The organism is Streptomyces sp. NPDC029292, assembly GCF_055569295.1.
In genome coordinates this window covers 157,000-170,894 of the sequence record NZ_JBVHXR010000007.1, presented here as the reverse complement: position 1 = coordinate 170,894, position 13,895 = coordinate 157,000, and the positions used below count along the sequence as shown (strand labels likewise).

Below are 13,895 nucleotides of genomic sequence, written 5' to 3'. Positions count from 1 at the left end.
GTGGAGAACCTGATTGCGCTGCTGGTAGCGGCGCCTCTGCTCGGAGCGGCCGTACTGCTGTGCGGCGGAAGGCGGCTGGACGCCGTCGGCCACTGGATCGGTACGGCTCTCGCGGCCACCTCCTTCGTGATCGGCGTCGTGCTCTTCGCCGACATGCTGGGGAAGGACGCGGAGCACCGGGTCATCAGCCAGTACCTGTTCAGCTGGATCTCGGTCGGCAGCTTCCAGGCCGACGTCTCCTTCCAGCTCGACCAGCTGTCGATGACCTTCGTGCTGCTGATCACCGGCGTCGGCTCGCTGATCCATCTGTACTCGGTCGGGTACATGGAGCACGACGAGCGCAAGCGCCGCTTCTTCGGCTATCTGAACCTGTTCCTCGCGGCGATGCTGCTGCTCGTCCTCGCCGACAACTACCTCCTGCTGTACGTCGGCTGGGAGGGTGTGGGTCTCGCCTCGTACCTGCTCATCGGCTTCTGGCAGCACAAGCCCAGCGCCGCGACCGCCGCGAAGAAGGCCTTCCTGGTCAACCGCGTCGGTGACATGGGGCTGTCAATCGCGATCATGCTGATGTTCACCACGTTCGGGACGTTCGCGTTCAAGCCCGTCTTCGACAGCGTGGGCGACACCAGTGAGGGCAAGCTCACCGCCATCGGCCTGATGCTGCTGCTCGCAGCCTGCGGCAAGTCCGCCCAGGTGCCCCTGCAGTCCTGGCTCGGGGATGCGATGGAAGGCCCGACTCCGGTCTCGGCCCTCATCCACGCCGCGACCATGGTGACCGCGGGTGTGTACCTGATCGTCCGCTCGGGCGCGATCTTCAACGGAGCGCCCGACGCGCAGTTGGTGGTCACCGTGGTGGGCGCCGTCACGCTCCTCTTCGGTGCGATCGTCGGTTGCGCAAAGGACGACATCAAGAAGGCGCTCGCCGGCTCGACCATGTCGCAGATCGGCTACATGGTGCTGGCCGCGGGCCTCGGCCCCATCGGCTACGTCTTCGCGATCATGCACCTGGTGACGCACGGCTTCTTCAAGGCCGGGCTCTTCCTCGGCGCCGGTTCGGTCATGCACGGCATGAACGACGAGGTCGACATGAGGAAGTACGGCGGCCTCAGGAAGTACATGCCGATCACGTTCGTGACCTTCGGTCTCGGCTACCTCGCGATTATCGGCTTCCCCGGCCTGTCCGGCTTCTTCTCCAAGGACAAGATCATCGAGGCGGCCTTCGCCAAGGGCGGCACCGAGGGTTGGATCCTCGGCGGCGCGGCCCTGTTGGGCGCGGCGATCACCGCGTACTACATGACGCGCGTGATGCTGATGACGTTCTTCGGAGAGAAGCGCTGGCAGCCGGACGCGGAGGGCCATGAGCCGCACCCGCACGAGTCGCCCAGGTCCATGACGATCCCGATGATCGTGCTGGCCTTCGGATCGGTCTTCGCGGGTGGGTTCTTCAGCATCGGCGACCGCTTCCTGCACTGGCTGGAGCCGGTCACCGGGCACTCGGAGGGCAACTCGCCCGTCAGCGCCCTCACAGTCACGCTGGCCACGATGGTGCTCCTCGTCGTCGGCGCCGGAATCGCGTACGCCCAGTACGGGCGCCGTCCCGTCCCGGTGCTCGCCCCGCGCGGTTCCCTGCTCACCCGGGCCGCCCGGCGCGACCTGCTCCAGGACGACTTCAACCACGTCGTGCTGGTACGCGGCGGCGAGCACCTCACGCGCTCCCTGGTGTACGTCGACCACACCCTGGTCGACGGGGTCGTCAACGGGACGGCGGCCTCGATGGGCGGCCTCTCCGGGCGGCTGCGCAAGCTGCAGAACGGCTATGCGCGCTCGTACGCGGTCTCGATGTTCGGCGGTGCGGCGATCCTCATCGCCGCGACCCTGCTGATGAGGGCGGTCTGATACCGATGTCCTTTCCTCTGCTGACAGCGACGGCGGCGCTCCCGGCCCTCGGGGCGATCGCCACGGCTGCCGTACCGGCCGCACAGCGTGTCGCCGCCAAGTGGCTGGCGCTGGTCGTCTCGCTGGCCACACTGGTGCTCGCCGCGGTGACCCTGGTCCGTTTCGACCCCGGCGGCAAGCAATACCAGCTCACCGAATCCCACTCCTGGATCAAGGACTTCGGGGTGCGGTACGAGCTGGGGGTGGACGGCATCGGGGTGGCGCTCGTCGCGCTGACCGCGCTGCTGATCCCGTTCATCATCCTCGCCGGGTGGCACGACGCCGACCCGCTCGAGACGGGGCACAAGCGGTGGCGGCCGACGCAGGGCTTCTTCGCCCTGATTCTCGGCGTCGAGGCGATGGTGATCATCTCCTTCGAGGCCACCGACGTCTTCCTCTTCTACATCTTCTTCGAAGCCATGCTGATCCCGATGTACTTCCTCATCGGCGGCTTCGGGGACAAGGCCCACGAGCACGGCGACGAGGTGGCGGCGACCCAACGGTCGTATGCCGCGGTGAAGTTCCTCCTCTACAACCTGGTCGGCGGCCTGATCATGCTGGCCGCGGTCATCGGCCTCTACGTAGTGGCCGGAAGCTTCTCGCTCCAGGAGATCGTGCAGGCCCGCGCCAACGGCTCGCTGCACATGGCGACCAGCACGGAGCGGTGGCTCTTCCTCGGCTTCTTCTTCGCGTTCGCGGTGAAGGCGCCCCTGTGGCCGCTGCATACCTGGTTGCCCAATGCCATGGGTGAGGCCACGGCCCCGGTCGCCGTGCTGATCACGGCGGTCGTCGACAAGGTCGGCACCTTCGCGATGCTGCGCTTCTGTCTCCAGCTCTTCCCGGAGGCGAGCAAGTGGGCGACGCCGGTCATCCTCGTCCTCGCCCTCATCAGCATCATCTACGGGGCGCTGCTCGCGGTCGGCCAGCGGGACATCAAGCGGCTGGTGGCGTACGCGTCGATCTCGCACTTCGGGTTCATCATCCTGGGCATCTTCGCGATGACCAGCCAGGGTCAGTCGGGCGCGACGCTCTACATGGTCAACCACGGGATCTCGACCGCTGCCCTGATGCTGGTGGCGGGCTTCCTGATCTCGCGGCGTGGCTCGCGTCTGATCGCCGACTACGGAGGGGTGCAGAAAGTCGCCCCGGTCCTCGCCGGCACGTTCCTGATCGGCGGACTCGCGACCCTCTCGCTCCCCGGGCTCGCGCCCTTCGTGAGTGAATTCCTGGTCCTGGTGGGCACGTTCACGCGCTACCCGGCCGTCGGCATCATCGCCACCTTCGGCATCGTCCTGGCCGCGCTCTACACGCTCGTCCTCTACCAGCGGACGATGACGGGCCCGGTGAAGGCCGAAGTCGCCGAGATGCCCGACCTCAGGGTGCGCGAGCTCCTGGTGGTCGCCCCGCTGATCGCCCTGCTGATCTTCCTGGGCGTCTACCCGAAGCCGGTCACCGACATCGTCAACCCGGCGGTCCAGCAAACCATGTCAGACGTACACAAGACGGACCCCAAGCCCGAGGTGGAGGCGGCCAAGTGAGCGCAACAGCCGTCCACAGCCTGTGGACAACCGCGGCCGACCCGATCTCGAAGATCGACGCGCCGAAGATCGAATACGGGCAATTGTCGCCCACCTTGATCGTCATCGGCGCGGCGATCGTCGGGGTGTTGGTCGAGGCATTCGTGCCGCGCAAGTCGCGCTACTACGCGCAGGTGTTCGTCTCCGTCGTCGCACTCGCCGCCGCCTTCGCCGCGGTCGTCGCGCTCGCGGCGGGCGGATACGGCACCACCAAGGCGCACATCGCCGCGATGGGCGCGATCGCGGTCGACGGACCTTCCCTGTTCCTGCAGGGCACGATCCTGCTGGCCGGTCTGCTCGGCGTGTTCACCTTCGCCGAGCGGCGGCTCGACCCGGAGGCACACGGCAACCGGGTCGACTCGTTCGCCGCGCAGGCCGCGTCCGTACCCGGCAGCGACAGCGAGAAGGCCGCCGTGAAGGCCGGGTTCACCACCACCGAGGTGTTCCCGCTCCTGCTCTTCGCGATCGGCGGGATGCTGGTCTTCCCGTCGGCCAACGACCTGCTGACGCTCTTCGTGGCCTTGGAAGTCTTCTCGCTGCCGCTGTACCTCCTGTGCGCCGTGGCCCGCCGCAAGCGGCTCCTGTCGCAGGAGGCCGCGGTCAAGTACTTCCTGCTCGGCGCCTTCGCCTCCGCGTTCACGCTCTTCGGCATCGCCCTGCTGTACGGCTACGCGGGCTCGGTGTCGTACGCGACGATCGCGCAGGTCGTCGACGGCACCGTCCAGAACGTCGACCCGGCGCTCGTCGGCACCATGGGCAACGACGCGCTGCTGCTCATCGGCGCCGCCATGGTCGTCATGGGCCTGCTGTTCAAGGTCGGCGCCGTGCCGTTCCACATGTGGACGCCCGACGTCTACCAGGGCGCGCCGACACCGGTCACCGGCTTCATGGCGGCGGCGACAAAGGTGGCCGCCTTCGGCGCGCTGCTGCGTCTGCTGTACGTCGTCCTGCCGGGCCTGCGCTGGGACTGGCGGCCGGTCATGTGGGCCGTCGCCATCGTCACCATGCTGGGCGGTGCGATCGTCGCGATCACCCAGACCGACATCAAGCGGCTCCTGGCGTACTCGTCGATCGCGCACGCGGGCTTCATCCTCGCGGGTGTCATCGCGACCTCGCCCGACGGTGTCTCGTCGGTGCTCTTCTACCTGGGTGCGTACTCGTTCGTGACGATCGGTGCCTTCGCCGTCGTGACGCTCGTACGGGACGCGGGCGGCGAGGCGACGCACCTGTCCAAGTGGGCGGGCCTCGGACGCAGGTCTCCGCTGGTGGCGGCCGTCTTCGCGGTCTTCCTGCTGGCCTTCGCGGGTATCCCGCTGACCTCCGGTTTCGCCGGTAAGTTCGCCGTGTTCAAGGCGGCGGCGGAGGGCGGCGCGGGCGCGCTCGTCGTAGTCGGTGTGATCTCGTCGGCGATCGCGGCGTTCTTCTACATCCGCGTGATCGTGCTCATGTTCTTCAGTGACCCGCGGCCGGAGGGCCCGACGGTCGCCGTGCCGTCGCCGCTGACCATGACGGCGATCGGGGTGGGCGTGGCGGTCACGCTGGTGCTGGGTATCGCGCCGCAGTACTTCCTCGACCTGGCAAGCCAGGCGGGGGTCTTCGTCCGCTGAACCGCGCACATGGCTGGGCCCCGCTCCCTCCTCGGGAGCGGGGCCCAGCCATGTGTCAGTGGGCCGAGTGGGCGGAGTGCGTTGAGGGCGCTCCGTTGGTTGTGCACTTCACCGTGGGATTCCAACGCTCGAACAGGCCGCTGGGGTTGTCCTTGTAGAGCCAGACGTGCAGGTCGTAGTGGATAGGCATGGTGGCGATGTGGCCGGGCATCGGGCCGTCGAACTTCTGACCACCGAACATCGAAGGCCTGTCGTCGTGCGTCTTCAGGCTCTGGTCGCGGTCCGGAACAATCCACTCCACTCCGGCGAGCCTGCGTGTCCCGCCCTCCCCGTCCTCGTAGAGGAGAGCCGCGGGCTTCGCCGGGTCGGTCGAGCCGTAGAGGGACTCCTTGAAGTAGTGGTAACCCATGCTGCCGTGGCCCATGGGGTCGTTGGAGCACAGGTTGGGGACGTATCCGTCGGCGACGGCGTTCGGTTCGTAGAGGTACTTCGCCGTCGCGGCGTACGCCTCGGCCAGCTGCGCCTGGACCGTCGGGTCGGCGGGGTCGTCCGCGGCGGCGTGAGCGGTGACGGGGGCCAGGGAGAGCGACGCGACAGCGGCTGTCGCGAGGGTGATGGCGGTCCTGAGAGGACTCTGGGACATGCGATGACTCCTAGAGGCGCGTGAGGCGTACGGGCCGGCGCCGGTCCGTCGGACGCGGGCCCCCTCCTCCCGCCCGAGCAGCATGTCCCGCGATCGCGAGGGGGCGCCATGCGGAGGGGGCCGACGGGCTGAACGCCGACGGGCGCGCCGTCCAGGGGAGCGCGGCGGGCCGGGCGCCGGTGCGTAGGGGAGTCGACCGGTCGCAGCCTGTGGATAACTCTGAGGCTGTCGGTGCGGAGCCCTATGGTGGCTGTCGTGGGCGAAGCACGACATACGGGGGACGACGGGCGATGAGCGGGATGGGTGGGACGGGTGTGATGACCGGAGCGGACACGACACGGACACTGGGCGAGAGCGAGGCACTGGCCACGCTCCACCGGGTCTTCGGGTACGACGCCTTCCGCGGCGAGCAGGAAGCGATCATCGAGCATGTGGTGGCGGGCGGTGACTCCGTCGTTCTGATGCCGACGGGTGGCGGCAAGTCGCTCTGCTACCAGATTCCCGCGCTGGTCAGACCGGGTACGGGGGTGGTGGTTTCCCCGCTCATCGCGCTGATGCAGGACCAGGTGGACGCGCTGCGGGCGCTGGGCGTGCGCGCCGGGTTCATGAACTCCACGCAGGACTTCGACGAGCGGCGGGTGGTCGAGGCCGAGTTCCTGGCGGGGGAGCTGGACCTGCTCTACCTGGCACCGGAGCGGTTGCGTCTGGACACCACGCTGGATCTGCTGTCGCGCGCGAAGATCTCGGTCTTCGCGATCGACGAGGCGCACTGTGTGGCGCAGTGGGGCCACGATTTCCGCCCCGACTACCTGGCGCTCTCGCTGCTCGGCGAGCGCTGGCCGGACGTCCCGCGGATCGCGCTGACGGCCACGGCCACGCGCGCGACACACAAGGAGATCACCCAGCGCCTGGGCATGCCGAGCGCCCGCCACTTCGAGGCGAGCTTCGACCGTCCCAACATCCAGTACCGGATAGTCCCGAAGGCCGATCCCAAGAAGCAGCTGCTGTCCTTCCTGCGCGAGGAGCACGCGGGCGACGCGGGCATCGTGTACTGCCTCTCGCGCAACTCGGTGGAGAAAACAGCCGAGTTCCTCTCCCGCAACGGCATCGAGGCGGTGCCGTACCACGCGGGTCTGGACGCCGGCACCCGCGCCGCCCACCAGTCGCGCTTCCTGCGTGAAGAGGGCCTGGTCGTGGTCGCCACCATCGCCTTCGGCATGGGCATCGACAAGCCGGACGTACGGTTCGTCGCCCACCTCGACCTGCCGAAGTCGGTCGAGGGCTACTACCAGGAGACCGGGCGCGCGGGCCGTGACGGACAGCCGTCCACGGCATGGATGGCGTACGGCCTTCAGGACGTGGTCCAGCAGCGCAAGCTGATCCAGGGCTCAGAAGGCGACGAGGCGTTCCGCCGCCGGGCGGCCGCCCACCTGGACTCGATGCTGGCCCTGTGTGAGACGGTCCAGTGCCGGCGCTCCCAGCTCCTGGCCTACTTCGGCCAGGACCCGCACACCCCCGCGTGCGGCAACTGCGACACATGCCTCACGCCGCCCGAGACCTGGGAGGGCACGGTCGCGGCGCAGAAGCTGCTGTCCACGGTGGTGCGGTTGCAGCGGGAGCGGGGGCAGAAGTTCGGGGCGGTCCAGATCGTCGACATCCTGCTGGGGCGCCGGACCGCCAAGGTGATCCAGTTCGACCATGACCAGCTGTCCGTGTTCGGCATCGGCGAGGAGCTGTCCGAGTCCGAATGGCGGGGTGTCGTACGGCAGTTGCTGGCCCAGGGGCTGCTCGCGGTCGAGGGCGAGTACGGGACGCTGGTGCTGACCGAGGCGAGCGGGACGGTGCTGCGCCGCGAGCGCGAGGTGCCGTTGCGCAAGGAGCCGCCGAAGCCGACCGCTTCCCGCTCGTCGTCCTCGTCCTCCCGGGGCGAGCGCAAGGCCAAGTCCGCAGCGGCCGAGCTGCCCCCGCAGCTCGTCCCCGCCTTCGAGGCCCTGCGCTCCTGGCGCGCCGAACAGGCCAAGGAACAGGGCGTCCCGGCGTACGTCATCTTCCACGACGCCACACTCCGGGAGATCGCCACGGTGTGGCCCACCTCGGTGGCCGACCTGGGCGGCATCAGCGGCGTGGGCGAGAAGAAGCTGGCGACGTACGGGGAGGGGGTGCTGGGGGTGCTCGCTTCCTCGGGCGGGGCTCCCGGGGGAGCAACTGACCCTGGCCCCGCACCCGATGAGGCACCGGACCCGGACTGGCCCGAGATGGATATGGAGCCGGAGCCGGAGGACTGGATATAGGCGCCGGGTGCCCTGTGGGGCGGGGTCGCGCGGCATCGGCCCGGCGGGCACGGTCACAGCGCGCGTGACGCGTACGCCCTGACGTCCGCGTCGGAGTCCGTGGTGGCGGTGGCGAGGGCCGCGCGGGCGTCCTCGGAAACTCCGGCGTGCCGTATGAGCGCCAGGACCGCGGCCTTGCGGACGTCGGCGTTCGGGTCACCGAGGGCCTTGGCCAGGACAGGGACGGCCACGTCGGCATCCGCGTCGGACAGCGCGGTGGCGGCGCCGGACCGGACCTGCCAGGCGGGGTCGGACTGGGCGGCGACGGCACGCGCGGCCAATGGCGCAGGGCACCCCGTGGCGGCCAACGACTCGAAGGCCGCCGCGCGGACCAGGACGTCGGGGTCGCCGGTGAGCTGATCGAGCGTGCCCTCGACGAGCTGCCCCGGGGTCACGTTGGCCAGGGCCTTGGCCACGGTCACCCGGACCTCGCGGGAGGGGTCGGTCGCCGCCCGGGTCAGGAGCTCCGCGGCATCGACCGAGACGAGGGCACGCACGGCCTCGATACGGACAGCGGTGTCGGGATCCGTGAGAGCGCCGACGAACAGAGCCGCGTCACCCAGGCGCAGGGCACGCAGGACGTCCAGGGCGGCGGCGCGCACGACGGGATCGTCCTCGGCGAGGGCGGCGGCGAGGCCGTCGCGCAGCTCCGGCTCGGACGGCAGGGTCTCGACCAGCTCGCGCAGCGAGGCGGCGGCGGTGGCGCGTACGTCGCCGTGCGGGTCCCGAAGCGCGGCGGCGAGGGCGGGACCGGTGCCGGGCGGCACGGTCTCGGTGAGGACGCTGACAGCCGCGCGCCGGACCGCGGAGGACGGGTCGTCCAAGTAGGGCCGCAGTGCGGTGAGTTCGGGCTCCTGCTCGGTGAGGGCGAGGAGTTCGAGGAGGCGGGGTGACGTGCCGTCGGTGTGGTCGAGCCCGCTGCCGTCGGGGTCGGTGACCGGGACCGTGACGGCAGGGGGCGCCGAGGCCACCGGCGCGGCGTCCCGCGCTCCCGCCGTGGCCACCCCCTCCGGGTGGACCTCGCCGAGGTGCCGGGAGGGGCCGCCGGTCGGGGTGAAGTCGGCGACGGGGACGAGGTAGGGAGCCACGGGACGGGCCGTGAACTCCATCGAGCCAGAGGGGGACTTGTGCAGGTCGAGGTGGTGGAACCAGGAGGCGTCATCGCGCGCGGGATGGTCCGTGCGGTCGTGGTACAGGCCCCAGCGGGACTCCGTGCGGGCGAGCGACGCGCGCGCGGCCATCTCCGCGCAGTCGCGGATGAAGGTGACCTCGGCGCAGCGCATCAGCTCGTGCGGGGTGCGGGCGCCCATCTCCGCGATGTCCGCACGCATCCGCTCGAAGGCTTCGAGGGCGAGCGAGAGCCGGGCGCCGGACTTCGGAGGGGCCACGTAGTCGTTCACGAAGCGGCGGAGTTTGTACTCGACCTGGGGCTGCGGGGGCCCGTCCGGGTTGCGCAGCGGACGGTAGATCAGTTCGTGCGCCTCGTGGAGTTGCTCCTGCGGCAACTTACCTTCGTAGGGCTTGTATTGGGCCGCGTCCGCACCCGCCAGGTCGCCGAAGACGAACGCGCCGATCATGTAGTTGTGGGGGACGCAGGCCAGGTCCCCGGCGGCGTACAGGCGCGGCACGGTCGTACGGGCGTGGTCGTCGACGCGTACGCCGGAAGCGGAATGGCCGCCGCACAGGCCGATCTCGGAGATGTGCATCTCGATGTCATGGGTGCGGTAGTCGTGGCCGCGCCCGGCGTGGAAGGTGCCGCGGGTGGGGCGTTCCGTGGAGTGCAGGATGGATTCGAGGGCGCTGATCGACTCCTCGGGGAGGTGGCTCAGCTTCAGGTACACCGGGCCCCGGTCCGAGGCGACCTCCGCGGCGAACTCGGCCATCATCTGGCCCGACCAGTAGTCGGAGTCGACGAAGCGTTCGCCATGCCGGTTGACCTGGTAGCCGCCGAAGGGGTTGGCGACGTAGGCGCAGGCGGGGCCGTTGTAGTCCTTGATCAGCGGGTTGATCTGGAAGCACTCGATGCCGGTGAGTTCGGCGCCGGCGTGGTAGGCCATGGCGTAGCCGTCACCGGCGTTGGTGGGGTTCTCGTACGTCCCGTAGAGGTAGCCGGAGGCGGGCAGGCCGAGGCGGCCGCAGGCGCCGGTCGCGAGGATGACGGCACCGGCGCGGACCGAGACGAACTGCCCCGTACGGGTGTTGAAGCCCGCCGCTCCGACTGCGCGGCCGTCCGCCGTCAGCACCCGCACCGGCATCACGCGGTTCTCGATGCGGATGCGCTCACGCATCTCACGCCGCCGCAGCTGCCGGTAGAGGACCTTCTTGACGTCCTTGCCCTCGGGCATCGGCAGTACGTACGAGCCGGAGCGGTGCACCTGGCGGACCGCGTACTCGCCGTGCTCGTCCTTCTCGAACTTCACGCCGTACGACTCCAGGCGCTGGACCATGGCGAAGCCGCGGGTCGCGGTCTGGCGGACGGTGGACTGGTCGACGATGCCGTCATTGGCGCGGGTGATCTCGGCGACGTAGTCGTCGGGCTCGGCGCGGCCGGGGACGACGGCATTGTTGACGCCGTCCATGCCCATGGCGAGGGCACCGGAGTGGCGGACGTGCGCCTTCTCCAGGAGGAGGACGTCGGCCCCGTGCTCGGCGGCGGTGAGGGCCGCCATGGTGCCGGCCGTGCCGCCGCCGATGACGAGGACGTCGCAGATGAGCTCCTCGGCGTCCGCGAGTGCGGGGATCTCCACGGGGGTGTCCACGGGGGTGTGCACAGGGATGCCTTTCAGGTGCTGAGGGACGTGAGGATCTCGCGGCGCAGGGCGAGCCTCGCCGGGTCGTCGTGTGCGGCGCGATCACGCGGGCGCGGCACTTCGCGTATGGCGAGGAGCCTGCCGGTGCCGCTGGGATCACCTCCGTCGACGGCGCGTTCGGAGCCGAGCAGCGCCACCCGGTCGCCGAGGAACAGCGCCTCGTCCACGTCGTGGGTCACGAAGACGACGGTCGCGCCGGTGCCGCGCAGTACCTCGACGAGGAGGTCCTGCATGCCGGCGCGGGTCTGGGCGTCGAGGGCGCCGAAGGGTTCGTCCATGAGGACGGCGCGGGGTGTCCCGGCGAGGGCGCGGGCGAGTTGGACGCGTTGGCGCTGGCCGCCGGAGACGCGATGTGGCAACTGCCGTTCGCGGCCGGTGAGTCCGACCCGGGCGAGCCAGGACTCGGCCTGCGTGCGGCGCTCGGCGCGGGGCAACCCCATGATGGACAGCGGGAGTTCGACGTTGGCACGCAGCGTGCGCCAGGGGAGGAGGGCGTCCTCCTGGAAGACGAGTGCCCGGTCGGCGCCGGGGCCCACCAGGGGTCGGCTGTCCTGGGCGACCGTTCCCGCGAGCGCGGGCAACAGTCCGGCCAGGGTGCGCAGGAGGGTCGACTTGCCGCAGCCGGAGGGGCCGACGACGGTGAGGATCTCGCCGGGTGCGATGTCGAGGTCGAGACCGTCGAGGACGGGGGCGCCGGGGCGGCCGAGCGAGGCGTTCACGAGGGAGAGCCGGGTGCCGCGAGCGGCGACGGATGTCTCAGACGAAGTGCTCATCGCGCACCCCCTCGGGAAGCGCGGCCGCCGGAGTGGGGGAGACCGGGGAGGCGTTCTTCCGCCCGCGCGGGCCCGCGACACGTGCGCGCGCCCCGGCGACGTACTCCGTGCGCGGCAGCCACCGGGTGAGCCGGCGCCCCACGCGTTCGACGGCCGTCGAGGTTGCCCAGCCGAGCACTCCGATCGTGACCATGCCGACGAAGACGCCGGGGTAGTCGACGACGGTGTAGTCCTGCCAGGTGCGGTAGCCGACGCCGTACTGGCCGGAGATCATCTCGGCGGAGATGACGCAGATCCACGAGACGCCGATGCCGACCGAGAGGCCGCCGAAGATCCCGGGCAGGGCGCCCGGCAGGACCACCGAGCCGAGCACCCGCCATCGGCCGCCGCCCATCGTGCGCACCGCCTCCTCCCACACGGGAGTCAGCGCGCGCACCGCGTGCCGGGTGGAGACCAGGACCGGGAAGAAGGCGGCGGTGCAGGTGATGAAGACGATGCCCTGTTCATTGCTGGGGAAGAGGAGGATCGCTACCGGGACGAGCGCGATGGCCGGGATCGGGCGGATCACTTCCAGGACCGGGCCGAGCAGATCCTCGGCGAAGCGGGAGCGGGCGACGAGCACGCCGGTGGCCACGCCCAGGACGGCGGCGAGCAGGAAGCCGGTGAGGATGCGGGTGAGGCTGTCGGTGAGGTCCGTCCAGTAGTCGTCGCCGCCCAGCCGGTCGCCGAAGGCACGGGCCACGTCGACGACGGTCGGGAACTGCGAGAAGCGCAGCCAGAGGTCGATGTTCAGGCTGGTCAGCAGCTGCCAGGTGGTCAGGGCCGCGGCGAGCGAGGCGGCCCTGAGGAGATACCGGGTCATGACGCCCGCTCCAGGGCGGAGGCGTACGAGATCGTGTGCGCGCCCTGGTGGTCGGCGATGTACGTACGGGCGGTCGCCGTCGTGACGAACGGCAGCAGGTCGTCGCCGTCGGTCACCCACACCGCCTTGTCGGCGAACCACAGGGTGCCGGTGGTGGCGTCGGGGACGTATGCGGCGCGCAGGGCGGTGTGATGTGCGGCCACGTAATGGAGGAGGGAGGCGGGGGATTTGAAGGTACGCGTGGAGGTGGCGCCCTTGGGCCATGCCTCGCTCGCGGCCGGTGGGGGCGAGGCGGCGAGCTGGTCGGCGTACGCGGTCGGGCCGAGCGCGCGCTCGACGTACTGGTCGTCGACGAAGGCGTCCACGTCCACGTCGCCGACGAGTTTCGCCGACTTCAGGACCGCGACGTCCTTCTTCAGGGCGGAGATCAGGCTGGGTTGCAGCGCCGGGTCGAAGGTGGCGATGCCATGAGCGCCGTTGTAGAGGTAGACGACCTCGGCGGGCAGGTCGGTGGCCTTTGCGACCTTCTCCGCCGCGGCCACCGGATGGTCGTGGAGGTAGGTCGTCGCGTCCGACTGGGTCTTCAGGAAGGCCTCCAGTACGGCTGGGCGTTTCTTCGCGAAGTCCTCGCGGGCGGTGACGCCGTGGAAGGTCGGCAGGTTCAGTTCGGCACCGTCGTACAGGGCCTTCGCCTTGCCCTGGTAGGCGAGCAGACCGGGCCAGGCGACGAACTGGGAGAGCGCGTCCGTGCTGCCCGCCGTGAGGGCCGAAGCGCCCACCGCCGGCTGCTGGTTGAGCTTCTCGATGCCCTTGTCCGGGTCGATTCCGGCGCGCTGAAGGGCCCGTACGAGGGTGCCGTCGGCCGCCGAGCCGACGCTGGTCGACACCTTCTTGCCGCGCAGGTCATGCAGCGAACGGAGCTTCGAATTCGGTGTCGTGACAATGGTGTTGAGGCCACCGCGGAGGTTGTATCCGGTGATGGAGACGAGGTGGGTGGGGCGCCCGAGTTGTTTGCCGCGGGCCGCGTTGATGAGGAGCGGGAAGTCGCCCATCGAGCCGATGTCGATCTTCCCGGCGGTCATCTGGGCGGTGATCGGGGCGCCGGTCGCGTAGTCCTGCCAGTCCACTTTATAGGTGGTGCCGTCTCCGAGGGCGTTCAGCTCCTTCTCGAAATAGCCGAGCGAGCGAAGCAGGGTTCCCGCTGTGACGGTGTTGATCGTCTTGGACTGGTAGCCGACCGTGACGGTGACCGTGGAGCCGTCATCGGATCCGGTCTCGGCGCCGCAGCCGGTGAGGGGAAGTGTGAGGGCGGCCGTGGCCAGGGCGGCAAGTGCCTTGTGTTTCATGGGAGTTCGGAC

At 69.9% G+C, this 13,895-nt stretch carries 9 protein-coding genes; 4 read left to right on the top strand and 5 right to left on the bottom strand.

What is annotated here, in order from left to right:
• The 3 genes from nuoL to nuoN are packed head-to-tail and all read left to right on the top strand — an operon-like array spanning nucleotide 1 to nucleotide 5,119.
• Nucleotides 1-1,896 (top strand): NADH-quinone oxidoreductase subunit L, encoded by a 1,896-nt coding sequence (gene nuoL, locus ACZ4WS_RS17800; RefSeq protein WP_467981371.1) that lies wholly within the window; start codon nucleotides 1-3, stop codon nucleotides 1,894-1,896.
• A gap of 5 nt (nucleotides 1,897-1,901) precedes the next feature.
• On the top strand, nucleotides 1,902-3,473 hold the full coding sequence (locus tag ACZ4WS_RS17795) for an NADH-quinone oxidoreductase subunit M (RefSeq protein ID WP_467981368.1): 1,572 nt from the start codon (nucleotides 1,902-1,904) through the stop codon (nucleotides 3,471-3,473).
• The gene (gene nuoN, locus ACZ4WS_RS17790; protein ID WP_467981366.1) at nucleotides 3,470-5,119 is read left to right on the top strand and encodes an NADH-quinone oxidoreductase subunit NuoN; all 1,650 of its coding nucleotides are present in this window, start codon (nucleotides 3,470-3,472) and stop codon (nucleotides 5,117-5,119) included. Before ACZ4WS_RS17795 ends, nuoN begins: the two co-directional genes overlap by 4 nt.
• A 55-nt stretch (nucleotides 5,120-5,174) precedes the next feature.
• Here nuoN and ACZ4WS_RS17785 read toward each other — a convergent pair whose 3' ends face one another.
• Nucleotides 5,175-5,762 (bottom strand): hypothetical protein, encoded by a 588-nt coding sequence (locus tag ACZ4WS_RS17785; protein ID WP_467981363.1) that lies wholly within the window; start codon nucleotides 5,760-5,762, stop codon nucleotides 5,175-5,177.
• 299 nt (nucleotides 5,763-6,061) lie between these two features.
• On the opposite strand from ACZ4WS_RS17785, the gene recQ reads away from it, so the two are divergent.
• Nucleotides 6,062-8,053 (top strand): DNA helicase RecQ, encoded by a 1,992-nt coding sequence (gene recQ, locus ACZ4WS_RS17780; protein WP_467981682.1) that lies wholly within the window; start codon nucleotides 6,062-6,064, stop codon nucleotides 8,051-8,053.
• 53 nt (nucleotides 8,054-8,106) lie between these two features.
• Here recQ and ACZ4WS_RS17775 read toward each other — a convergent pair whose 3' ends face one another.
• From ACZ4WS_RS17775 to ACZ4WS_RS17760, 4 genes are read right to left on the bottom strand one after another with little or no spacing between them, the layout of a single operon-like run.
• Nucleotides 8,107-10,863 (bottom strand): fumarate reductase/succinate dehydrogenase flavoprotein subunit, encoded by a 2,757-nt coding sequence (locus tag ACZ4WS_RS17775; protein WP_467981361.1) that lies wholly within the window; start codon nucleotides 10,861-10,863, stop codon nucleotides 8,107-8,109.
• 11 nt (nucleotides 10,864-10,874) lie between these two features.
• Nucleotides 10,875-11,675, bottom strand: coding sequence for an ABC transporter ATP-binding protein (locus ACZ4WS_RS17770; RefSeq protein WP_467981359.1), 801 nt, complete (start codon nucleotides 11,673-11,675; stop codon nucleotides 10,875-10,877).
• On the bottom strand, nucleotides 11,659-12,537 hold the full coding sequence (locus tag ACZ4WS_RS17765; RefSeq protein ID WP_467981357.1) for an ABC transporter permease: 879 nt from the start codon (nucleotides 12,535-12,537) through the stop codon (nucleotides 11,659-11,661). The genes ACZ4WS_RS17770 and ACZ4WS_RS17765 overlap by 17 nt, the downstream gene beginning before the upstream one ends.
• Nucleotides 12,534-13,883, bottom strand: coding sequence for an ABC transporter substrate-binding protein (locus ACZ4WS_RS17760; RefSeq protein ID WP_467981355.1), 1,350 nt, complete (start codon nucleotides 13,881-13,883; stop codon nucleotides 12,534-12,536). Before ACZ4WS_RS17760 ends, ACZ4WS_RS17765 begins: the two co-directional genes overlap by 4 nt.
• Nucleotides 13,884-13,895 lie beyond the last annotated feature (12 nt).

Bases quoted from the DNA above. Each gene is read 5' to 3' on its own strand.
- ACZ4WS_RS17760 (WP_467981355.1), bottom strand. From the start codon at position 13,883: ATGAAACACAAGGCACTTGCCGCCCTGGCCACGGCCGCCCTCACACTT.
- ACZ4WS_RS17795 (WP_467981368.1), top strand. From the start codon at position 1,902: ATGTCCTTTCCTCTGCTGACAGCGACGGCGGCGCTCCCGGCCCTCGGG.
- ACZ4WS_RS17770 (WP_467981359.1), bottom strand. From the start codon at position 11,675: ATGAGCACTTCGTCTGAGACATCCGTCGCCGCTCGCGGCACCCGGCTC.
- recQ (WP_467981682.1), top strand. From the start codon at position 6,062: ATGGGTGGGACGGGTGTGATGACCGGAGCGGACACGACACGGACACTG.
- ACZ4WS_RS17765 (WP_467981357.1), bottom strand. From the start codon at position 12,537: ATGACCCGGTATCTCCTCAGGGCCGCCTCGCTCGCCGCGGCCCTGACC.
- ACZ4WS_RS17785 (WP_467981363.1), bottom strand. From the start codon at position 5,762: ATGTCCCAGAGTCCTCTCAGGACCGCCATCACCCTCGCGACAGCCGCT.